At 55.6% G+C, this 20,623-nt stretch carries 20 protein-coding genes; 5 read left to right on the top strand and 15 right to left on the bottom strand.

Going from position 1 to position 20,623, the window contains the following annotated elements; translation table 11 throughout:
• The first annotated feature begins 473 nt into the window (after nucleotides 1–473).
• Nucleotides 474–1,922 carry an NADP-dependent succinate-semialdehyde dehydrogenase gene (gabD, locus tag MC50_RS13490; protein ID WP_047664107.1) on the top strand — a complete coding sequence of 483 codons (1,449 nt, stop codon included), beginning with the start codon at nucleotides 474–476 and terminating at the stop codon, nucleotides 1,920–1,922.
• Between the two features lie 66 nt (nucleotides 1,923–1,988).
• Here gabD and MC50_RS28835 read toward each other — a convergent pair whose 3' ends face one another.
• From MC50_RS28835 to gpt, 4 genes are all read right to left on the bottom strand, one after another.
• Nucleotides 1,989–2,354, bottom strand: a complete 366-nt coding sequence (locus MC50_RS28835; RefSeq protein ID WP_032689355.1) for a hypothetical protein — start codon at nucleotides 2,352–2,354, stop codon at nucleotides 1,989–1,991.
• Nucleotides 2,355–2,612: 258 nt separating this feature from the next.
• Complete coding sequence (gene crl / locus MC50_RS13475; protein WP_047664104.1) at nucleotides 2,613–3,011, bottom strand: sigma factor-binding protein Crl; 399 nt, start codon at nucleotides 3,009–3,011, stop codon at nucleotides 2,613–2,615.
• Between the two features lie 57 nt (nucleotides 3,012–3,068).
• Entirely contained in the window at nucleotides 3,069–4,313 is a 1,245-nt protein-coding gene (gene frsA / locus MC50_RS13470) for an esterase FrsA (protein WP_032689368.1), read from the bottom strand.
• Nucleotides 4,314–4,420: 107 nt separating this feature from the next.
• Nucleotides 4,421–4,879, bottom strand: a complete 459-nt coding sequence (gene gpt, locus MC50_RS13465; protein ID WP_004858267.1) for a xanthine phosphoribosyltransferase — start codon at nucleotides 4,877–4,879, stop codon at nucleotides 4,421–4,423.
• 257 nt (nucleotides 4,880–5,136) lie between these two features.
• Here gpt and pepD point away from each other — a divergent pair, with 257 nt between their 5' ends.
• The gene (gene pepD / locus MC50_RS13460) at nucleotides 5,137–6,594 is read left to right on the top strand and encodes a cytosol nonspecific dipeptidase (protein ID WP_047664101.1); all 1,458 of its coding nucleotides are present in this window, start codon (nucleotides 5,137–5,139) and stop codon (nucleotides 6,592–6,594) included.
• A 40-nt stretch (nucleotides 6,595–6,634) separates the two neighbouring features.
• On the opposite strand, the gene MC50_RS13455 is transcribed toward pepD, so the two are convergent.
• From MC50_RS13455 to MC50_RS13415, 9 genes are all read right to left on the bottom strand, one after another.
• Nucleotides 6,635–7,090 carry a GNAT family N-acetyltransferase gene (locus MC50_RS13455; protein WP_047664099.1) on the bottom strand — a complete coding sequence of 152 codons (456 nt, stop codon included), beginning with the start codon at nucleotides 7,088–7,090 and terminating at the stop codon, nucleotides 6,635–6,637.
• Between the two features lie 2 nt (nucleotides 7,091–7,092).
• A complete protein-coding gene (dinB, locus tag MC50_RS13450) occupies nucleotides 7,093–8,148 on the bottom strand; it encodes a DNA polymerase IV (RefSeq protein WP_032696605.1) in 1,056 nt (351 codons plus the stop codon).
• A 137-nt stretch (nucleotides 8,149–8,285) separates the two neighbouring features.
• On the bottom strand, nucleotides 8,286–8,501 hold the full coding sequence (nqrM, locus tag MC50_RS13445; RefSeq protein ID WP_032689392.1) for a (Na+)-NQR maturation NqrM: 216 nt from the start codon (nucleotides 8,499–8,501) through the stop codon (nucleotides 8,286–8,288).
• Between the two features lie 2 nt (nucleotides 8,502–8,503).
• On the bottom strand, nucleotides 8,504–9,727 hold the full coding sequence (gene nqrF, locus MC50_RS13440) for an NADH:ubiquinone reductase (Na(+)-transporting) subunit F (RefSeq protein WP_032696606.1): 1,224 nt from the start codon (nucleotides 9,725–9,727) through the stop codon (nucleotides 8,504–8,506).
• Between the two features lie 11 nt (nucleotides 9,728–9,738).
• Complete coding sequence (gene nqrE, locus MC50_RS13435; protein ID WP_032689372.1) at nucleotides 9,739–10,335, bottom strand: NADH:ubiquinone reductase (Na(+)-transporting) subunit E; 597 nt, start codon at nucleotides 10,333–10,335, stop codon at nucleotides 9,739–9,741.
• Between the two features lie 6 nt (nucleotides 10,336–10,341).
• The gene (locus MC50_RS13430; RefSeq protein WP_004858245.1) at nucleotides 10,342–10,980 is read right to left on the bottom strand and encodes an NADH:ubiquinone reductase (Na(+)-transporting) subunit D; all 639 of its coding nucleotides are present in this window, start codon (nucleotides 10,978–10,980) and stop codon (nucleotides 10,342–10,344) included.
• Nucleotides 10,973–11,767, bottom strand: coding sequence for a Na(+)-translocating NADH-quinone reductase subunit C (locus tag MC50_RS13425; protein ID WP_032689373.1), 795 nt, complete (start codon nucleotides 11,765–11,767; stop codon nucleotides 10,973–10,975). The genes MC50_RS13430 and MC50_RS13425 overlap by 8 nt, the downstream gene beginning before the upstream one ends.
• Complete coding sequence (locus MC50_RS13420; protein ID WP_032689393.1) at nucleotides 11,760–12,998, bottom strand: NADH:ubiquinone reductase (Na(+)-transporting) subunit B; 1,239 nt, start codon at nucleotides 12,996–12,998, stop codon at nucleotides 11,760–11,762. Before MC50_RS13420 ends, MC50_RS13425 begins: the two co-directional genes overlap by 8 nt.
• 3 nt (nucleotides 12,999–13,001) lie before the next feature.
• Nucleotides 13,002–14,345, bottom strand: coding sequence for a Na(+)-translocating NADH-quinone reductase subunit A (locus tag MC50_RS13415; RefSeq protein WP_032696608.1), 1,344 nt, complete (start codon nucleotides 14,343–14,345; stop codon nucleotides 13,002–13,004).
• A 410-nt stretch (nucleotides 14,346–14,755) separates the two neighbouring features.
• On the opposite strand from MC50_RS13415, the gene dpaA reads away from it, so the two are divergent.
• Entirely contained in the window at nucleotides 14,756–15,496 is a 741-nt protein-coding gene (gene dpaA / locus MC50_RS13405) for a peptidoglycan meso-diaminopimelic acid protein amidase (protein WP_015585090.1), read from the top strand.
• On the opposite strand, the gene MC50_RS13400 is transcribed toward dpaA, so the two are convergent.
• Entirely contained in the window at nucleotides 15,467–16,234 is a 768-nt protein-coding gene (locus MC50_RS13400) for a class II glutamine amidotransferase (RefSeq protein WP_032689375.1), read from the bottom strand. The two genes, dpaA and MC50_RS13400, sit on opposite strands and share 30 nt — an antisense overlap.
• A gap of 107 nt (nucleotides 16,235–16,341) precedes the next feature.
• Nucleotides 16,342–16,923, bottom strand: coding sequence for a D-sedoheptulose 7-phosphate isomerase (lpcA, locus tag MC50_RS13395; RefSeq protein ID WP_004099149.1), 582 nt, complete (start codon nucleotides 16,921–16,923; stop codon nucleotides 16,342–16,344).
• Between the two features lie 238 nt (nucleotides 16,924–17,161).
• Between lpcA and fadE the strand changes: the two genes are divergently transcribed.
• Together fadE and MC50_RS13385 are read left to right on the top strand one after the other, a co-directional pair.
• A complete protein-coding gene (fadE, locus tag MC50_RS13390; protein WP_047664095.1) occupies nucleotides 17,162–19,606 on the top strand; it encodes an acyl-CoA dehydrogenase FadE in 2,445 nt (814 codons plus the stop codon).
• Between the two features lie 183 nt (nucleotides 19,607–19,789).
• Nucleotides 19,790–20,560 carry an amidohydrolase gene (locus MC50_RS13385; RefSeq protein WP_032689394.1) on the top strand — a complete coding sequence of 257 codons (771 nt, stop codon included), beginning with the start codon at nucleotides 19,790–19,792 and terminating at the stop codon, nucleotides 20,558–20,560.
• The last annotated feature ends 63 nt before the right edge of the window (nucleotides 20,561–20,623 follow it).

Below are 20,623 nucleotides of genomic sequence, written 5' to 3'. Positions count from 1 at the left end.
TTCACGTACCGTTGAGGTGTCTGTAGCACCTTCGGGCCTCGCTAAATCGCCAGGGACTTCAGTCATAACCGGAGGGTAAATTTCTTCTGTAACGTTTTAGTGTAACGTTACAGACCGTATTCGCCTCGCCAGATAAAAGCAAGTTGCTTCCCCCCGTCATCGCGCATGATGTGTGAATTTTGTGGCAGGCGTCGCGAATTCAGGCTCAGGTTTTACATCGTGAAAACGCCCTCATCGCTGTTTAGTCACTGTTTAGTCGCTGCTGTCATCTGACTCTGGCGACTACACTAAACAAACACAGGCGTGCCTGGCTGGCGTACAAGAAGAGGGCCGAAAGAGTCTTTACCGGGCATAACGCGGATTCGCACCATAGCCGTTGCTAAACGTGAAGGCCATCGCAAACGCCGCTTTTGATTCTCCGCTACGCTGGAGTACGCCATTCACTCGTTAACGTTCTGAGACAGGAAATAACCATGCAACTGAATGACCTAACCTTGTTCCGCCAGCAGGCATTTATCAATGGTGAGTGGCGTGATGCCCTCAGCAGCGATGTCATTACGGTGACCAACCCGGCGAACGGAGAGGTGCTGGGCTCAGTACCTAAAATGGGCGTAGAAGAGACGCACGACGCGATCCAGGCCGCCCATCGCGCCCTTCCCGCCTGGCGACAGCTCACGGCGAAAGAGCGCGCCGCGATCCTGCGCCGCTGGTTCGATCTGATGATGGCAAACCAGGACGATCTGGCCCGGCTGATGACCCTGGAGCAGGGCAAACCGCTGGCAGAGGCAAAAGGCGAGATTAGCTACGCCGCTTCATTTATCGAATGGTTTGCCGAAGAGGGAAAACGCATTTATGGCGATACCATTCCCGGTCATCAGGCCGATAAGCGCCTGATCGTGATTAAACAGCCGATTGGCGTTACCGCCGCGATCACGCCGTGGAATTTCCCGGCGGCGATGATCACCCGTAAAGCCGGCCCGGCGTTAGCGGCCGGCTGCACAATGGTTCTCAAACCCGCCAGCCAGACCCCTTTTTCCGCGCTGGCGCTGGCCGAACTGGCCAGACGCGCCGGGATCCCTGACGGCGTATTTAACGTGGTGACCGGTTCCGCCAGCGCGGTGGGTAATGAACTGACCGGCAACCCGCTGGTGCGTAAGCTGTCGTTTACCGGCTCCACGGAAATCGGCCGCCAGCTGATGGCACAGTGTGCTCAGGACATCAAAAAAGTTTCGCTTGAGCTAGGCGGTAACGCGCCGTTTATCGTGTTTGATGATGCCGATCTGGATAAAGCGGTAGAAGGTGCCATGGCGTCGAAGTTTCGTAACGCCGGGCAGACCTGCGTCTGCGCCAATCGCCTGTACGTGCAGGACGGGGTGTATGCGCGCTTTGCCGAAAAACTGCAGCAGGCGGTGGAGCAGCTGCACCTCGGCGATGGCCTACAGCCGGGCGTCACAACCGGACCGTTGATTGATGAGAAAGCGATTGCCAAAGTGCAAGAGCATATTGCCGATGCCGTCGGAAAAGGCGCCCGGGTCATCACCGGCGGGAAGGTGTCTTCCCTCGGCGGCAACTTCTTTCAGCCGACTATTCTGGTCGATGTTCCCGACGGTGCCAAAGTAGCGAAAGAAGAGACGTTCGGCCCGTTGGCTCCCCTGTTCCGCTTCACAGATGAAGCGGATGTCATCCGCCAGGCCAACGATACCGAATTTGGCCTCGCCGCCTACTTCTATGCCCGTGATTTAAGCCGCGTTTTCCGCGTCGGCGAAGCGCTGGAGTATGGGATTGTGGGCATCAACACCGGGCTGATTTCCAACGAAGTCGCCCCGTTTGGCGGCGTGAAGGCTTCCGGTCTGGGTCGCGAGGGCTCGAAGTATGGTATTGAAGACTATTTAGAAATCAAATACATGTGTATTGGCCTTTAATCCACGTCCGTTCCGGGCAACGGAGTCCCGATGGGGTACCCCTTCGGGCTCCGTTTGCGCCGCCGGTTACTTGCTTTTCTTATAGCGCGGTAGCTCAACAACCGGATAGGAATAGGTCTCCTGTACAATACAGCGGTCAGGTGTCGCCATCCCGGAATAGAAGAAATAATAGGCCTCGCTGTCCGGGAAAAAGACCAGATCATCGCCATTTTGAAAACGCGTCACGCGAAACGGGACATTGCCTGTGGTTTGCGCCTGTCTGATTCCGGAAGCAACCTGGAAGTGATCGCCCCATTTCATCGTCGACAGCTTGTAATGGAATTTTGAGATCGTCACGCTTTTGCGTAACGAGCAGGACAATTTCACTGCAGTACCCGCAAATGCCGGAGAAAGAAACAGGCTTACCAGACTCATTAGTAATATAATTTTCATAAATATCTTTAGTTTACAGATCCATGTGGTGACGGTAACACGGATAGCCTGTTCAGGCATTCTCGCGGAGCACATTTTCTCGGGACAGCGCGCTTCTAAGAACAATCCCACCATGATGTTTATGGAAATAAGTCCGACATGACTCAATGATACGAGCGATTAATAAAAATCAGGCAGTTTGAGGGTGGGTAAAGGAATAAAAAAATCCACGCGCTCTGGCGTGGATTTTTTTAGACTGAATCTGACAGATGTGGGACATCAGGCCCGCAGTCTGAGCGGCTCGCTAAAGTCATCGGCGGGTTCCAGCTTCAGACTGAATGTCGCCAGCAATGCCTTAGCCCGGTCGTGGAAATCACGCAGCGTTTTCTCAAGTTTCTCGCTGACTTCCGGATCGTCGATAGCCACCGGTCGCCAGATCCCTTCTTTATCGAACAGGCCAAACTGATAGCTGTAAGTGAAGCGTGATGTCTGTGCTTCCATCTCCATCCACCATCCCCAGAACTCTCGTTTTTCCGGGGCGGGTTTTACATTGACGCAAACTGCCAGGCAATCGAAAAAGAAGCGATTGTCTTCACACTGCTCTTCGCGAATATAAGGGCCAAGAGCCGTGAATTTCTTAATCAGCTTACTCTTGAGGTGTCCACTCGGTAACGTCATTGCGATCTCCTTTAGTGATGCAACTGTTTTACCAAATCAATAAAATTTAGCAATATATTAACTAAATCTATGATTGATCCAGCGGGCAATCTGGCGCAATGCGCGATCGAAATTGTGATAAACGGGCTTAAATGGAATCTCAAGCAGCTTGCCATCGGCGGATGACGAGGTAATTAAGCGCGATTCCTCTTCCGGGCTGAACGGATCGTTTTTCCAGAAGCCGGAAAGCATCGGCGTCGGACAGCGACGGCCCAGAAGCCCCTGGGTTTTTAATGAGTAGCGGTTCAGCTCGATGCGCAATGCTTCATCAGACGCATCGTGCATGCCCAGCCGCGATGCCAGAACGTCGAGATACATTTCCGGAACCCGGCCCTGGTGCAGCGGATCCACCAGCAGGTTATGCACCACCGGGCCAAGGCAGGCCACGGCTTTTAAGCGCTGCGGCTCCAGATAGCCCAGACGGACGGCGACATTCGCCCCAAAACGGAAACCGAACGCTGCGACCCGGGTATGATCGACCCACGGAACATTCGTCAGGTGCCGCAACGCATGCTGATGCAGCAGGCTGGTATCCTGGGTCAGTTTCCATTTTGACGAGAAGCCTATCGAAGGCATATCCAGCGTCAGCATAGCGATCCCCAGCGGCGCAAAGTAGTTCTCATACAGGCTGTAGTAGTCCGTCTGCAGCGCATCCAGCCCGCCGCACATCAGAACCACCGGGAACGGACCTTCGCTTTTCGGCATATGTAAAAAGCCGGTCACCGGCGCGCCGCCGGGCACAGGAAACTCCAGCTCGCGCAGCTCGCCCGGCAGGCGAAGCGCGGCCTCTTCATAGGCCCGATTAGCCAGCGCCTGCGCCTGTTCCGCCAGCTCGTCACCTTTAATATGCGGATAGGCGGCAATGCTATAGAGATTGGACGCATGCAGCCAGTGCCGCCCGCTGCTCAGCGGATCGGCTTCCTGCCCGGCCTTTTGCTGCCAGATCATTGCCTGTTTGGCCCATTCGAAAATCCAGTTGCCACCACGATAGCCCACCACGGTGTCATAAAGCTCCGGATCCGTACGCTCAGCATCGCTCATCACAATGCGCGCCTGCACATCCAGGATCTCCTGTGGCGCCACACCACGCCAGATCCACATCAGACGGTTAATCAAGCGATACCAGTGATCGACATTGCTCCCGTCAAGCGCAGAGTGGATCGGCTGTTGCGAACCCGACGCAAACCGACGCACCAGCGTAGACGTCTCTGGATGTTTGAATCGAGGTTTAAACAGTGTTTCGCTAAGGTTAGCTTGTGACATGTGCAGCCTCCATCGTGTTGCCACTCCGGACTATTGTAACCTGCATACGGGCAAAAAAAACCACGCCCGGCATAACCGGGCGTGGTAAATAGCACTCACCTTGTAAATTAACGACCTGAGATCGGCGGTACGAACACCACGCCCATGTCCCACGGTTGTTCAATCCAGGTATCCTGCGGAATATCAACAACATAATCATCAACCAGCGGACGACCAGCCGGTTTAGCAAAAATGGTAACGAAGTGTGCTTTTGGGTACATTTCGCGAATAGCGACGGCGGTACCGCCGGTATCGACCAGGTCATCGATCACGATGAAACCTTCACCATCCCCTTCAGCGCGTTTCAGGACGGTCAGCTCGCGCTGGTTATCGTGGTCGTAGCTGGAAATGCAAACGGTATCAACATGACGAATACCCAGTTCACGCGCCAGTAATGCACCCGGTACCAGACCACCGCGGCTTACGGCAATAATGCCTTTCCATTGTTCAGAAGGCATCAGACGATTGGCCAGTTTGCGGGCGTGAATCTGCAACATGTCCCAGGTGACGACGTATTTTTCGCTCATGTGAAGTGTCCCAGCCTGTGTTATACGGCTTAAATGATGTTCGAGGGGGAAAATGGTTGCGCGAGATTATAGAGATCTGACGCACTAAAAACCAGTGTTAAGCGGCCATCCCAGCGCTTTTTGCGTTGTTTACACTACCAGTCGGCGTGGAAAGTGGTATTCTCAACCCCACCGCGCAAGCCTGCGCCTGTTGTATTTTTTATTGCTAACCCTCGACCTGTAAAAGACTTTTGCAGGCGATCGTAAGGAGACTCATCGTGTCTGAATTGTCTCAATTATCCCCGCAGCCGCTATGGGATATTTTTGCCAAAATCTGTTCCATTCCCCATCCGTCCTATCACGAAGAACAACTCGCTGAACACATCATGGGCTGGGCAAAAGAAAAAGGCTTACACGCAGAACGCGATCAGGTTGGCAACATTCTGATTCGTAAGGCCGCCACGGCCGGTATGGAAAACCGTAAACCGGTTGTTCTGCAGGCGCACCTTGATATGGTGCCGCAGAAAAACAACGACACCGTTCATGACTTCACCAAAGATCCGATTCAGCCGTATATCGATGGCGAGTGGGTCAAAGCGCGCGGCACCACCCTGGGCGCGGATAACGGCATCGGTATGGCTTCTGCGCTGGCAGTGCTGGCTGATGACAACGTCGTACATGGCCCGCTGGAAGTGCTGCTGACCATGACCGAAGAAGCCGGCATGGACGGCGCATTTGGTCTTCAGGCTAACTGGCTGCAGGCCGATATTCTGATCAATACCGACTCTGAAGAAGAGGGCGAAATCTATATGGGTTGCGCCGGCGGTATCGACTTTACCTCAAACCTGGCCTTAACCCGCGAAGCGGTTCCGGCAGGTTTCCAGAGCTTTAAGCTGACCTTAAAAGGGCTGAAAGGCGGTCACTCCGGCGGCGAAATTCACGTCGGCCTGGGGAATGCCAACAAGCTGCTGGCCCGCTTCCTCGCAGGTCATGCGCAAGAGCTGGACCTGCGTCTGGTGGATTTCAACGGCGGCACCCTGCGTAACGCCATTCCGCGTGAAGCGTTCGCCACCGTCGCCGTCGCGGCCGACAAGGTCGATGCTCTGAAAGCGCAGGTCGCCACCTATCAGGACATCCTGAAAAACGAACTGGCGGCAAAAGAGAAGAACCTGGTGCTGCTGCTGGATGCCGCCGCCAATGACAAAGCGGCCCTGACGGCGCAATCCCGTGACGGCTTTGTGCGTCTGCTTAACGCCACGCCAAACGGTGTTATTCGTAACTCCGACGTGGCAAAAGGCGTTGTAGAGACCTCTTTGAACGTCGGCGTCGTAACCATGACCGATGACAATGTCCAGATCCACTGTCTGATTCGTTCGTTGATCGACAGCGGCAAAGATTACGTAGTCAGCATGCTGGATTCGCTGGGTAAACTGGCGGGCGCGAAAACCGAAGCCAAAGGCGCATACCCGGGCTGGCAGCCGGACGCGAACTCGCCGGTGATGCATCTGGTGCGTGAAACCTATCAGCGTCTGTTCAACAAGACGCCGAACATCCAGATTATTCACGCCGGCCTGGAATGCGGTCTGTTCAAAAAACCGTACCCGAATATGGATATGGTCTCCATCGGGCCAACCATTACCGGCCCGCACTCTCCGGATGAGCAGGTGCATATCGAAAGCGTGGGTCAATACTGGACGCTGCTGATGGAACTGCTGAAAGCGATTCCGGCGAAGTAAGTTACGGCAATAAACGGTCCGGATAACGGCGCGTGGCGCCTTATCCGGGCCGTCTCATCTTCTCCATCCGATAATTAATAAACGTCTCGCCGCGCACCGCCACCTGCTGTTCTTCCTCGCCCCTGAAACCATGCCGTGCAAAAAACGGTTTTGCCGTAATGCTCGCGTCGACCGTCAAGGAGCCATGCGGCATCTGCGCAAACAGTTCCTGGAGCAGAGCGCTGGCAATGCCTCGACGGCCATACTCCGGCGCCACAAACAGGAGATCGATATAGCGGTCCACGGCGCTGATAAACCCTACTGGAAGCGGGTCAATGACCGCGACCCACACCCGAGAATCCCTCATTTTGTGTCGCCAGCGGGCCTCGTCTATCTGCGCCCAGGCGGCTATCTGGCGGGGGGAATAATCATGGCTGGCGGTCTCTTGTACCGCGCGCAGAAAAATGGCGCCCAGCGCAGTAAAATCATCGTCGCGATAAGGTCTGATCTTCAGCATCGTTATAACCCCAGTACCAGCTGCCGCTCCAGTTGAGGATCAAGCAGCGTTACATGCAGCCCGACCAGCCGCACTCCGCGACCGCCCCGCCGCTCGTGCCAGGCTTTATAGGCAGTGGAAAGCAAATCCTCTTTATTCAGACGCGGCCAGACGTGTTCCTGAGTGGTCAGCTGGAAATCATTGAATTTCAGCTTTACCCCCTGACGAGCAATCAGAAGGTCCGGCTTGACCTTCAGCACCCGCCGTTCCAGCTCCTGATAGAGGTTCTCAATGATGCTCTCACAGGCAGACCACTCGTGGATATCCTCCACCAGCGTACGTTCAACGCCCACCGATTTACGCTGTCGGGTGTTGTTGATCTCCCGCTCATCGATTCCCTGGCTACGCTCCCACAGGATACGACCAAACTTACCAAAACGGCGGAGCAGCATCGCCAGGTCGCTTTTCTGCACATCTTCGCAGGTACGTAGCCCCATGCCTTCCAGCTTTGCGGCTGAGACTTTCCCCACGCCGGGGATCTTCGCCAGCGGCAGGGTGCGGACAAACTCCGCGACCTGATGCGGCGCAATCACAAACTGACCGTTGGGTTTATTCATATCGGAAGCAATTTTCGCCAGAAATTTTACCGGCGCGATACCGGCGGAGGCGGTCAGTTGAAGCTCGTGAAAAATGGTCTGGCGAATCTCTTCCGCGATCAGCGTGGCAGAGCCCTGGCAATGAACGCTATCGCTGACGTCGAGATACGCCTCATCCAACGACAGCGGTTCAATCAACGACGTGTAGCGAGAGAAGATTTCCCGGATATGGGACGAGGCCTCTTTATAGGCATCAAAGCGGCCGGGTAACAGGGTTAAATGCGGGCAAAGCTTGAGGGCCATCGCGGTCGGCATCGCGCTGCGCACGCCAAATTGGCGCGCCGGATAGTTGGCCGTGCTGATCACCCCCCGCTGTACCCGGCTACCGCCAATGGCAATGGGAATATCACGCAGGGCTGGATTATCCCGCATTTCCACGGCGGCAAAAAAGCAGTCCATATCGACATGGATAATTTTGCGCATACTCAGCCCTCAACGATCACTGGTTAAGTATACAGTAATAATACAAGGAATGAGAAGTGGGGTTTGTAGGCCTGATAAGCTTGCGCCATCAGGCCATAATGCGCCGGCGGCGCAAGCTTGCCGGGCCTACGGAGAGATCAGAGGATCCGATTTTGCTGGCGCTGCGCTTCGCGCGCGATGCGCTTTTTACGCGCATCGCACGGCTCCGGGCAGTCGCAGACCTTCTCAAGCCCCAGCGATGAGATACCGCCGCAGCTGCCCTGGAGACTTTTGCGCTTTATCAGATATCCTAAAGACATCCCCAGAATCACCAGCGCGAAAATGACGAAGGTTGCCACAAACACCGTCAACATCATTAACCTCCAAAGTCATCCAGCATGATGTTGTCATCCTCAACGCCAAGATCTTTTAGCATCTTGATCACTGCGGCATTCATCACCGGCGGCCCACACATATAAAACTCGCAGTCCTCCGGCGCCGGATGATCGCGCAGGTAGTTTTCATACAGCACATTGTGAATAAAGCCGGTGTGGCCGTTCCAGTTATCTTCCGGCAGCGGATCGGAAAGCGCCACGTGGAAGGTAAAGTTCGGATTTTCACGCGCCAGCTGCTCAAACTCATCGTCATAGAACATTTCACGCAGCGAACGCGCGCCGTACCAGAAGCTGATTTTGCGCTTGCTGTGCAACCGTTTAAGCTGGTCGAAAATATGCGAACGCATTGGCGCCATGCCGGCGCCACCGCCAATAAAGACCATCTCTGCATCCGTCTCTTTAGCGAAGAACTCACCAAACGGCCCGGAAATCGTCACCTTATCACCGGCTTTCAGCGACCAGATATATGAAGACATGATCCCCGGCGGCGCGTCCGGCACTTTCGGCGGCGGCGTCGCGATACGCACGTTGAGCATAATGATGCCCTTCTCATCCGGATAGTTCGCCATCGAGTAGGCGCGCAGCGTCGGCTCTTTAACGTCGGAAACATAGCGGAACAGATTAAATTTATCCCAGTCCGCGCGGTACTCGTCCGGCACGTCAAAATCGGCATATGCCACTTTATGCGACGGACATTCAATCTGAATATAGCCGCCCGCGCGGAACGGCACGCTTTCGCCTTCCGGGATGGCCAGCTTCAGCTCTTTAATGAAAGTCGCTTTGTTATCATTAGAGATAACTTCACACTCCCATTTTTTGACGCCAAAAATCTCTTCCGGCAGCGCGATCTTCATGTTTTGCTTCACGGCAACCTGGCAGGCCAGACGGCAGCCCTCTTTCGCCTCGCGTTTGGTGATATGGGAAAGTTCGGTAGGCAGGATATCTCCGCCCCCCTCCTTGACCGTCACCCGGCACTGGCCGCAGGAACCGCCGCCTCCGCAGGCAGAAGAGATAAAGATCCCGTTGCTGGACAGCGTATTCAGCAGCTTATCGCCCGCCGGCGTGCGAATCTGTTTATCCGCTTCATTATTGATTTCAATAACCACATCACCGGCGTTGACCAGCTTCGAGCGCGCCGCCAGGATTAACCCCGACAGCACCAGCACGATCAGCGTGAACATCACGACGCCAAGAATAATTTCCATACTTTCCGCCCTTATAGCTGCACACCGGAGAATGACATAAAGCCCAGCGCCATCAGACCTGTGGTAATAAAGGTGATCCCTAACCCGCGCAGACCCGCGGGCACATTTGCGTATTTCATTTTTTCGCGGATGCCCGCCATCGCCACTATCGCCAGCATCCAGCCGATGCCGGAGCCGAAGCCATACACGATGGATTCCGGGAAGTTATAGTCGCGCTGCACCATAAAGGAGACGCCGCCAAAAATGGCGCAGTTCACGGCAATCAGCGGCAGGAAGATCCCCAGCGCGTTGTACAGCGACGGGAAATACTTATCGAGGATCATCTCCAGAATCTGCACCAGCGCGGCGATCACCCCGATAAAGGTGATGAAGTTGAGGAAGCTCAGATCGACACCTTCCACCAGCGCACCGTCACGCAGTACGAGGTTGTAAATCAGGTTGTTCACCGGCACGGAAATGCCGAGCACCACCGTCACCGCCACGCCAAGACCGAACGCCGTGGAGACTTTCTTCGACACAGCAAGAAACGTACACATGCCGAGGAAGAAGGCCAGCGCCATGTTTTCAACAAACACCGCGCGGACAAAAAGACTGAGGTAATGAGCCATAATCGGTTACTCCTTCTCCTGCTGTTCCGGTTTCCAGCTGCGCAGCGCCCAGATCAGCAGACCGATGATGAAAAACGCGCTCGGCGCGAGCAGGAACAGGCCGTTCGGCTGATACCAGCCGCCGTTCTGCACGGTTTGCAGCACGGTGACGCCAAACAGTTTACCGCTGCCGATAAGCTCACGCAGGAAACCGACAATCATCAGAATGGCACCGTATCCCAGACCGTTACCAATACCGTCCATAAAGCTCGCCAGCGGCGGCGACTTCATGGCATACGCTTCCGCACGCCCCATCACAATACAGTTGGTGATGATAAGCCCGACAAACACCGACAGCTGTTTGGAGACTTCATAGGCGTAGGCGCGCAGCAGCTGATCAACCACGATCACCAGCGAGGCGATGATCGCCATCTGCACGATAATGCGCACGCTGTTGGGAATATGGTGGCGGATCATCGAGATAAACATGCTGGAAAACGCCGTCACCAGCGTTACCGCGATCGTCATGACGAATGCGGTTTCCAGTTTGGTGGTCACCGCCAGCGCCGAACAGACGCCCAGCACCTGCAAGGCAATGGGGTTGTTGCTGATCAACGGCCCGACCAGCACCCGTTTTACTTCTTTCATCTCATCGAGCTCAGCCATTGTTCAGGCCTCCTTCACGAATCTGCTTGAGGAACGGACCAAAGCCCTGCTCCCCCATCCAGAAATCAAAACTGTGCTGCACGCCGTTGGAGGTGAGCGTTGCGCCGGAAAGGCCGTCAACCGCATAGTCATCCCCCTGACGTGCGCCGCCTTTCACCACTTTCAGCGCAGGCATGCCGCTGTCGTCGAGCACTTTTTTACCGATGAACTGTTGACGCCAGGCGGGGTTTTCCACTTCGCCGCCGAGGCCCGGCGTTTCGCCCTGATCGTAATAGGTGATGCCTTTCACGGTACGGCCATCGGTATCAAGCGCCACAAAGGCGTACATCATCGACCACAGGCCGTTGCCGTAAATCGGCAGCACCACTTCCTGAACCTTTTTCTGCTCGTCTTTCACAAGGTAGATTTCCACCACGTTAGTACGACGCTTGATGCCCGCCGGATCCTGGCTGGCCTCCAGCACGGTACTTTGCTCAGGATCTTTCAGCGCCAGCCCCTGATTGAAGGAGTCCGGATCTTTTTCCAGCAGTGCGCCGCTTTTCAAATCCAGCAGCCGCGGAGTGATACGCTCGGCAAACACCGAGGCAATCTCCTCCTGCTTCATGTCCGGCTGCATCAGCCCGGCGACGGAGAGAATGTTACGCTGTTTATCGAGCGCTTTTTGCTCCTGCTGGCGCGGCTTCAGCCCCACCGCAGAACCGGCAACAATGACCGAGCAGACCAGGCAAAGCACCAGCACCACCAGCAGCGTTTTGCCGATGCTATCGTTACTTTTTTTCTCAGCCACGCGACTTCCTCCGCTTGATATTGGCCTGCACCACCAGGTAATCGAACAGTGGCGCGAAGAGGTTGGCAAACAGAATGGCCAGCATCATCCCTTCCGGATAGGCCGGGTTCACCACGCGGATCAGTACGCACATCGCGCCAATCAGCGCACCGTATGCCCACTTTCCTTTGTCGGTGAACGACGCCGACACCGGGTCAGTCGCCATAAACATCATGCCGAAGGCAAAGCCGCCGAGCACCAGATGCCAGTACCACGGCATGGCGAACATCGGGTTGGTATCAGAGCCAATAACGTTAAACAGCGTTGCCGTGGCAATCATGCCAATCATCACCCCGGCGACAATGCGCCAGGAGGCGACACGACCGAAAATGATGATGGCGCCGCCAATCAGAATCATCAGCGTCGAGACCTCGCCGATGGAGCCCGGAATATTGCCGAGGAACGCATCCATCCAGCTTACCGGTTGGCCGCTGGTGACATTCACCAGCGCTTCACCGCCGCGGCTCGCCCACTGAGAAAGCGGCGTTGCGCCGGAGAAACCGTCCGCCGCCGTCCACACCAGATCGCCGGAAATTTGCGCCGGATAGGCAAAGAACAGGAATGCGCGCCCGGCCAGCGCCGGGTTGAGGAAGTTACGGCCGGTGCCGCCAAAGATCTCTTTGCCAATCACCACGCCAAAACTGATGCCCAGCGCCGCCTGCCACAACGGCAGCGTCGGCGGCACAATCAGCGCGAACAGAATGGAGGTAACAAAGAAGCCTTCGTTGATTTCGTGTTTGCGCACGATGGCGAACAGCACTTCCCAAAAGCCGCCGACGATAAACACGGTGAGATAAATGGGCAGGAAGAATACTGCGCCCAGCCCCATCATGCTCAGCCAGCCCGCATCCGGGCCAAAGCTCACCCCCAGCCACTGCGCCACGCTATAGTGCCAGTGGCTGGCGATCACCTGCTGCAGCTGCTCCGCGCCGTAGAGTTTGTGTAGCGCCGGGATAGTTTGCAGACCAACGTTGTACATGCCCCAGAACATCGCCGGGAACACCGCCAGCCACACCAGGATCATCATCCGCTTGAGGTCGATGGCATCACGGACGTGAGAGGCCCCTTTCGTCACCTGACCCGGGGTATAGAAAATGGTCGCCGCCGCCTCATACAACGGGTAGTACTTTTCCAGTTTGCCGCCGTGGGTGAAATGCGGCTCAATTTTTTCCAGCAGATTTTTCAAACCCATCACTTATCCTTCCTGCTCAATGCGGGTTAAGACGTCACGCAGCAGCGGGCCGTATTCATATTTTGCCGGGCAGACGTAGGTGCAGAGCGCTAAATCTTCTTCATCCAGCTCCAGGCAGCCCAGCGCCTGCGCGCTGTCGGTGTCTCCCGCCAGCAAATCCCGCAGCAGATGTGTCGGCAGAATATCCAGCGGCATCACGCGCTCGTAGTTGCCGATGGGAACCATCGCACGCTCGCCGCCGTTGGTATCCGTTGAGAAACTGAACAGTTTGTGTTTGAGAAAATGTCCGAGCGTGGTGCGGGTAATCGAAAATTTGTCTTTGCCCGGCATCACCCAACCAAACAGCTCTTTCTCACGCCCTTCCTTCACGACGCTCACCTGCAGGTGATAGCGGCCAAGGAACGCATACGGCCCCTTGGCGTGGGTGCCGCTCAACACCGAGCCGGAAATCACCCGGTTTTCCCCCTCCAGCAGCTCACCGGCCAGCAGTTCATCAAGACTGGCGCCGCAGCAGGACTCGATCAGCCGCGGCTCTTTGACCTGCGGGCCCCCGAGCGCAATCACGCGTTCGCTGTAAAGTTCCCCGTCGAGAAACAGCCGACCGATGGCGATAACATCTTGATAGTTAAGGTACCAGACCTGCTTCTTCAGGCTGACGGGCTCAAGGAAATGGATATGGGTGCCTGCCAGCCCGGCCGGATGCGGTCCGGCGAACTGGTTAAAGGTCACCTGACCTGACGGGTGGCCACCGAGCTTGCCGCCGCTGGCCTGGCAGACATGAACTTTGCCATCCGTCAGGCTGGTGAGCACGGTGAGTCCCGCATCAAAGGCCTCACGGCGAGCCAGAATAATCGGTTGCGGATCTGCCGCCAGCGGGTTGGTATCGATAGCGGTCACGAAAATCGCCGCCGGTACGCTACCCGGCGCCGGCGTTTTACTAAACGGACGGGTGCGAAATGCCGTCCATTGGCCGGAAGTCAGCAGCTGCTGCTGCACGGTTTCCCGCGCCAATCCAGCCAGATCGCCCGGCGCATAGCGGGGGAAGGAGACGGCCTCATCGCCGTCGACATCGATAACAATGGATTGCAGAACCCGACGTTCGCCGCGATGGATGGCGCTAATCACCCCAGCCGCAGGTGCGGTAAAGCAGACGCCGGGGTTCTTTTTGTCTTCGAAGAGGATCTGCCCTTTTTGTACCCGGTCACCTTCGCGCACCGCCATTGAGGGGCGCATACCAACGTACTCCTCGCCCAACAGCGCGACGCGTTTGACGGCAACCTGAGAAGTTTTCTGCTGTGATGGCATGCCAGCTATGGGCAGATTCAGCCCTTTCGTGATTTTAATCATATCGTTAGCAGGTATCCGTAACCTAAACCTCGATATCAGATCGAGGCCAGCAACATTGATGGGAAATCAGAGAAAAGGAAAAGCTGAGTCCTGGCGATTCACAAGACGGGAGAGAAGCATCCTTTCTTACCCTGATCGTTAAGCGGCGCAAGTGTAACATTTCGTGAGCGGCGTCAGTAGATAAACCACCATTAACTACCTATAAAATGAGATCTATTGCGCAAAGTTCTGACTGCGCTTTGACGTCGGATTCGCTATAAAGGACAACTAAATTGTAAACGCGGCAAGGCCGCGCTTGCGAAAAAATGCCGTGATGCTAATGTGAGCGCTCTAAATCCAGAAAAGTCTGATTTCGGGTATCTCTTGCCGTCCTGGCAATGTGGTTTTTGATTTATCAAGGAACAAGCAGTATGCGCAAAATCGCATTATTTATTGCGATGCTTCTGTTGCCGTGCGTTTCATTTGCTGGGTTACTCAGCAATAGCGGCTCGACGACGCCGGTTAGCAAAGAATACAAGCAACAATTAATGGGTTCCCCGGTTTACATTGAGATCTTCAAAGAAGAGCGCACGCTCGATCTCTACGTCAAAATGGGCGAAACCTACCAGCTACTCGACAGCTACCGGATCTGTAACTATTCCGGCGGTCTGGGGCCGAAGCAGCGTCAGGGCGACTTCAAAAGTCCGGAAGGGTTTTATAGCGTGACGCGCAATCAGCTCAAGCCTGACAGCCGTTTCTATAAAGCCATTAATATCGGCTTCCCCAACGCCTACGATCGCGCTCATGGATATGAAGGTAAATACCTGATGATTCACGGTGCCTGCGTATCCATCGGCTGCTACGCGATGACCGATACCGGCATTGATGAGATTTTCCAGTTTGTGACCGGCGCGCTAGTGTTCGGCCAGTCCAGCGTACAGGTCAGCATTTATCCTTTCCGCATGACCAACGCCAATATGGAACGCCACAAATACTCCTACTATGCGGATTTCTGGAAACAGCTGAAGCCAGGCTACGACTATTTTCAGCAAACCCACAAGCCGCCGGTTATCTCAGTGGCCGATGGCCGCTATATCGTCAGCAAGCCGCTCAGTCATGAAGTTATCCAGCCGCAGCTGGCTTCAAACTACACGGTCCCCGAGGCAAAATAACGCCCACTCGCCTGGCATGATTTTATGCCAGGTCTCGTTGCCGGTCAGCGGCTGAGTGGCGATAACGGTGACCACATCGTTGGGCGTGGTCTCCCGTTGAAAATCGATTTCTACGTCCTGATCCAGTAACGTTGCCACGCCAAACGGCGCCCGCCGCGTTATCCAGTGCAGATTCGTCGAACAAAACGCCATTACGTAACGTCCGTCCGACAACAGCATATTGAAGACGCCTTTTTCCCGCAGCGAGCCCGCCAGGGTCGCGATAAAGCTGAACACTTCAACCATGTCGTCCGGCGTCCCCGAATAGCGCTCGGTCAGGCAGTGCAGCAGCCAGCAGAAGGCTTTTTCGCTGTCGGTCTCGCCGATCGGCTGGAGATTCCCCGTATCCAGGGCCTCATAGCCCTCTAACTGGCCGTTATGAGCATAGGTCCAGTTGCGTCCCCACAGCTCGCGGGTAAATGGATGGGTGTTTTCCAGCGCAACGATACCGCGGTTAGCCTGGCGAATATGGGCGATAACCGAGCACGATTTGATGGGATAGTCCTGAACCAGTTTGGCAATCGGCGACTGGAAGCTGGGCTGCGGATCTTTGAATGTGCGACAGCCTTTACCTTCATAAAAGGTAATACCCCAGCCATCTTTATGCGGGCCGGTGCCGCCACCGCGCTGAACCAGCCCGGTAAAGCTAAAACAAATATCTGTTGGCACATTCGCGCTCATCCCGAGCAATTCGCACATACATCACCTCTACGCACTTTCAGGCAGTGCCGGGTAGTGCACTGCTTACCCGGCCGACAACTCAGCCCGCAGGTCGGGCAAACACTGTGCCGCCCGACACCATGTCATCAGGCCTTAACCATCTCTTTTTCGATCAGCATAATCAGAATATGAATCACTTTAATGTGAATTTCCTGAATACGATCGGCATAACCAAAATGCGGCACGCGAATTTCAACATCGGCGGAGCCGGCCATTTTACCGCCGTCTTTGCCGGTCAGCGTGATGACTTTCATCCCCTGCGCACGGGCAGCTTCAATCGCCTTAATCACGTTGCCGGAGTTGCCGGAAGTGGAGATACCCAGCAGCACATCGCCGGCGCGCCCCACGGACTCGACGTAGCGGGAGAAGACATACTCATAGCCAAAATCGTTACTGACGCAGGACAGGTGGCTGACGTCTGAAATCGCAATCGCCGGATAGCCAGGGCGATTCTCACGATAGCGCCCGGTCAGTTCTTCTGCAAAGTGCATCGCATCGCAGTGGGAACCGCCGTTACCGCAGGAGAGGACTTTACCACCGGCCTTAAAGCTATCAGCCAGCAGCACCGCGGCACGCTGAATCGCGTGAATATTAGCTTCGTCCTGCAGAAAGTTAGCCAGCGTTTCCGCCGCTTCGTTCAGTTCGTTACGAATAAGATCCTGGTACATGAGGATAATCCTTCAGTATGGTTGGAATAACCCTGGCAGTGTACCGGATAGGCGCCGAAGCGAGAAGCAGCAGCCGACGTTATCCGCCGTGGTTTTGCTTTTACGTGCCGCATTTACGTACAACAATGTGAGCAAGGTTGTAATTATTTTGTAAACACATTGCTAAAGCCAATAACATCCACTACAACCATATCATCACAAGTGGTCAGACCTCCTACAAGACAGGGAGCATTTCTCTATGATGATTTTGAGTATTGTTGCAACCGTTGTTTTACTCGGTGCGCTCTTCTATCACCGAATTAATCTCCTGCTGAGCAGCGTGATTTTGCTCGCCTGGACCGCCGCGCTTAGCGTGGCCGGGCTGTGGAATATCTGGCTGCTGGTACCGCTGGCGATTATCCTGCTGCCGTTCAACTTTGCGCCGATGCGCAAGTCAATTTTCTCGGCGCCGGCATTCCGCGCATTCCGTAAGGTGATGCCGCCAATGTCGCGTACCGAAAAAGAGGCCATCGACGCGGGCACAACCTGGTGGGAAGGCGACCTGTTTCGCGGGACGCCAGACTGGCAGAAGCTGCACAACTATCCGCAGCCGCGCCTGACCGCCGAAGAACAGGCGTTCATCGATGGCCCGGTAGAAGAAGCCTGTCGCATGGCGAATGATTTTGAAATCACCCATGAAATGGCCGATCTGCCGCCGGCGCTGTGGGCCTACCTGAAAGAGCATCGTTTCTTTGCGATGATCATTAAGAAAGAGTACGGCGGCCTGGAATTCTCCGCTTACGCTCAGTCACGGGTGTTGCAAAAACTCTCCGGCGTTTCCGGTATCCTGGCGATTACCGTCGGCGTACCGAACTCCTTAGGCCCGGGCGAACTGCTGCAACATTACGGTACAGAAGAGCAGAAAAATCACTATCTGCCGCGCCTGGCGCGTGGTCAGGAAATTCCGTGCTTTGCGCTGACCAGTCCGGAAGCCGGCTCTGACGCCGGTGCCATCCCGGACAGCGGCGTCGTCTGCATGGGCGAATGGCAAGGTGAGCAGGTACTGGGCATGCGCCTGACCTGGAACAAACGTTATATCACCCTCGCGCCTATCGCGACCGTCTTGGGTCTGGCCTTTAAACTCTCCGATCCTGACCGTCTGCTGGGCGGCGAAGAAGATCTGGGCATTACCTGCGCACTGATCCCGACCAGCACGCCGGGTGTCGAAATTGGCCGTCGCCACTTCCCGCTGAACGTGCCGTTCCAGAATGGTCCGACCCAGGGGAAAGACATTTTCGTGCCGATCGATTACATCATCGGCGGCCCGTCGATGGCCGGTCAGGGCTGGCGGATGCTGGTGGAATGTCTGTCCGTGGGACGCGGCATCACCCTACCGTCTAACGCCACCGGCGGACTGAAATCCGTGGCGATGGCGACCGGTGCCTATGCCCATATTCGCCGCCAGTTCAAAATCTCCATCGGTAAAATGGAAGGCATCGAAGAGCCTCTGGCGCGTATTGCCGGTAACGCATATGTGATGGATGCCGCCGCTTCGCTGATTACCTACGGCATTATGCTGGGAGAGAAACCGGCGGTGCTGTCGGCTATCGTCAAGTACCACTGTACCCATCGCGGCCAGCGCTCAATTATTGACGCCATGGATATCACCGGCGGGAAAGGCATCATGCTGGGCGAAGGTAACTTCCTCGCCCGTGCCTACCAGGGCGCGCCCATTGCCATCACCGTGGAGGGGGCCAATATCCTGACCCGTAGCATGATGATCTTCGGTCAAGGGGCGATTCGCTGCCATCCGTACGTACTGGATGAAATGGCCGCCGCGCAAAACAATGATGTTAACGCTTTCGACAAACTGCTGTTTAAACACATTGGTCACGTCGGCAGTAACAAAGTCCGCAGCTTCTGGCTGGGCCTGACCCGCGGGCTGACAAGCAGCACGCCGACCCGCGATGGCACCCGTCGCTACTACCAGCACATGAACCGTCTGAGCGCGAACCTTGCGCTGCTGTCCGACGTCTCCATGGCGGTGCTGGGCGGAAGCCTGAAGCGTCGCGAGCGCATCTCCGCGCGTCTCGGCGATGTCCTGAGCCAGCTCTATCTCGCCTCCGCGGTGCTGAAACGCTATGACGATGAAGGGCGCAATGAAGCAGACCTCCCGCTGGTCCATTGGGGCGTCCAGGATGCGCTGTATCAGGCAGAACAGGCAATTGACGATCTGCTGAAGAACTTCCCGAACCGTTTTGTCGCCGGCGCCCTGCGCATTGCTATCTTCCCGACCGGCCGTCACTACGACGCGCCGTCCGATAAGCTGGATCATAAGGTGGCAAAAATCCTGCAGGTACCGAGCGCAACGCGTTCACGTATCGGCCGCGGCCAGTATCTGACCCCGAGTGAACATAACCCGGTCGGTCTGCTGGAAGAGGCGCTGCTTGATGTCATGGCCGCCGATCCGATTCATCAGCGTATCTGCAAAGAGCTGGGTAAAAACCTGCCGTTTACCCGTCTGGATGAACTGGCCCGCAACGCGCTGGCAAAAGGTTTAATCAATCAGGATGAAGCCGATATTCTGAGCCGTGCGGAAACCAGCCGTCTGCGCAGCATTAACGTTGACGATTTCGCAGCCGATGAGCTGGCGACCAAACCGGTAAAGTTCCCGGAGAAAGTCCGCAAGGTTGAAGCCGCATAAAACAATAACCGTCACCACATCACGACCAGGGCGGGGAATTTCCCCGCCTTTCTTTTTTACCCGTCGACCGACATTCACCTGTCTGCGTTATCATTTTTTTAACAACATATTCCGCTGAGCAGCGAGAGACTGATATGGTGTTAAAATTACCCTGATGCTCTCATGATGATGGAGTTCAACACTGTGCCTGGTTTGAAAATTACGTTGTTGCAACAACCCCTGGTGTGGATGGACGGTCCCGCCAACTTGCGTCATTTCGATCGTCAACTGGAAGGCATCACCGGACGTGACGTCATTGTATTGCCGGAAATGTTCACGACCGGATTCGCTATGGAGGCCGCAAAGCAGTCGATGTCACCCGAAAACGTCATTGACTGGATGCAGAGCAAAGCGGTGCAAACAAATGCCCTGATTGCCGGCAGCGCGGCGCTGCAAACCGATCGTGGGCCGGTTAACCGCTTCTTGCTGGTAGAACCCAATGGCACAACCCACTTCTACGACAAACGCCATCTGTTCCGCATGGCCGAAGAACATCACCATTATGAGGCGGGCAACGAACGGGTCGTGTTTGAGTGGCGCGGCTGGCGAATTCTGCCGCTGGTATGCTATGACCTGCGCTTCCCGGTATGGTCACGTAACCATAACGACTACGATTTAGCGCTCTATGTTGCCAACTGGCCTGCCCCGCGTTCACTGCACTGGCAGTCTCTGCTGGTGGCGCGCGCCATCGAGAATCTGGCCTATGTTGCCGGCTGTAACCGCGTCGGCACCGATGGTAACGGCCATCATTACCGCGGCGATAGCCGCATTATCAGCCCGCAGGGAGAGATTCTGGCAACGGCAGAACCCCATCAGGCAACGCGCCTGGATGCAGAGCTGTCGATGACGGCGCTCAAAGAGTATCGAGAGAAGTTTCCGGCCTGGCAGGATGCGGATCCTTTCACCCTGAACTGATCGCCTTCTCCCCTCGTTAATCGAGGGGAATCCGCTTTATACCTCGCCCCTCCCTTTTCCCCC

Origin of the sequence: Klebsiella planticola, assembly GCF_000783935.2 — a bacterium.
Taxonomy (GTDB): domain Bacteria; phylum Pseudomonadota; class Gammaproteobacteria; order Enterobacterales; family Enterobacteriaceae; genus Klebsiella; species Klebsiella planticola.
The sequence above is the reverse complement of the archived record's forward strand: the minus strand, read 5'-3'. Positions and strand labels throughout refer to the sequence as shown.

Excerpts from the sequence above, each read along its gene's own strand:
- gabD (WP_047664107.1), top strand. The coding sequence starts at position 474 with ATGCAACTGAATGACCTAACCTTGTTCCGCCAGCAGGCATTTATCAAT.
- MC50_RS28835 (WP_032689355.1), bottom strand. The coding sequence starts at position 2,354 with ATGAAAATTATATTACTAATGAGTCTGGTAAGCCTGTTTCTTTCTCCG.
- crl (WP_047664104.1), bottom strand. The coding sequence starts at position 3,011 with ATGACGTTACCGAGTGGACACCTCAAGAGTAAGCTGATTAAGAAATTC.
- frsA (WP_032689368.1), bottom strand. The coding sequence starts at position 4,313 with ATGTCACAAGCTAACCTTAGCGAAACACTGTTTAAACCTCGATTCAAA.
- gpt (WP_004858267.1), bottom strand. The coding sequence starts at position 4,879 with ATGAGCGAAAAATACGTCGTCACCTGGGACATGTTGCAGATTCACGCC.
- MC50_RS13455 (WP_047664099.1), bottom strand. The coding sequence starts at position 7,090 with ATGCTGAAGATCAGACCTTATCGCGACGATGATTTTACTGCGCTGGGC.
- dinB (WP_032696605.1), bottom strand. The coding sequence starts at position 8,148 with ATGCGCAAAATTATCCATGTCGATATGGACTGCTTTTTTGCCGCCGTG.
- nqrM (WP_032689392.1), bottom strand. The coding sequence starts at position 8,501 with ATGTTGACGGTGTTTGTGGCAACCTTCGTCATTTTCGCGCTGGTGATT.
- nqrF (WP_032696606.1), bottom strand. The coding sequence starts at position 9,727 with ATGGAAATTATTCTTGGCGTCGTGATGTTCACGCTGATCGTGCTGGTG.
- nqrE (WP_032689372.1), bottom strand. The coding sequence starts at position 10,335 with ATGGCTCATTACCTCAGTCTTTTTGTCCGCGCGGTGTTTGTTGAAAAC.
- MC50_RS13430 (WP_004858245.1), bottom strand. The coding sequence starts at position 10,980 with ATGGCTGAGCTCGATGAGATGAAAGAAGTAAAACGGGTGCTGGTCGGG.
- MC50_RS13420 (WP_032689393.1), bottom strand. The coding sequence starts at position 12,998 with ATGGGTTTGAAAAATCTGCTGGAAAAAATTGAGCCGCATTTCACCCAC.
- MC50_RS13415 (WP_032696608.1), bottom strand. The coding sequence starts at position 14,345 with ATGATTAAAATCACGAAAGGGCTGAATCTGCCCATAGCTGGCATGCCA.
- dpaA (WP_015585090.1), top strand. The coding sequence starts at position 14,756 with ATGCGCAAAATCGCATTATTTATTGCGATGCTTCTGTTGCCGTGCGTT.
- MC50_RS13400 (WP_032689375.1), bottom strand. The coding sequence starts at position 16,234 with ATGTGCGAATTGCTCGGGATGAGCGCGAATGTGCCAACAGATATTTGT.
- lpcA (WP_004099149.1), bottom strand. The coding sequence starts at position 16,923 with ATGTACCAGGATCTTATTCGTAACGAACTGAACGAAGCGGCGGAAACG.
- fadE (WP_047664095.1), top strand. The coding sequence starts at position 17,162 with ATGATGATTTTGAGTATTGTTGCAACCGTTGTTTTACTCGGTGCGCTC.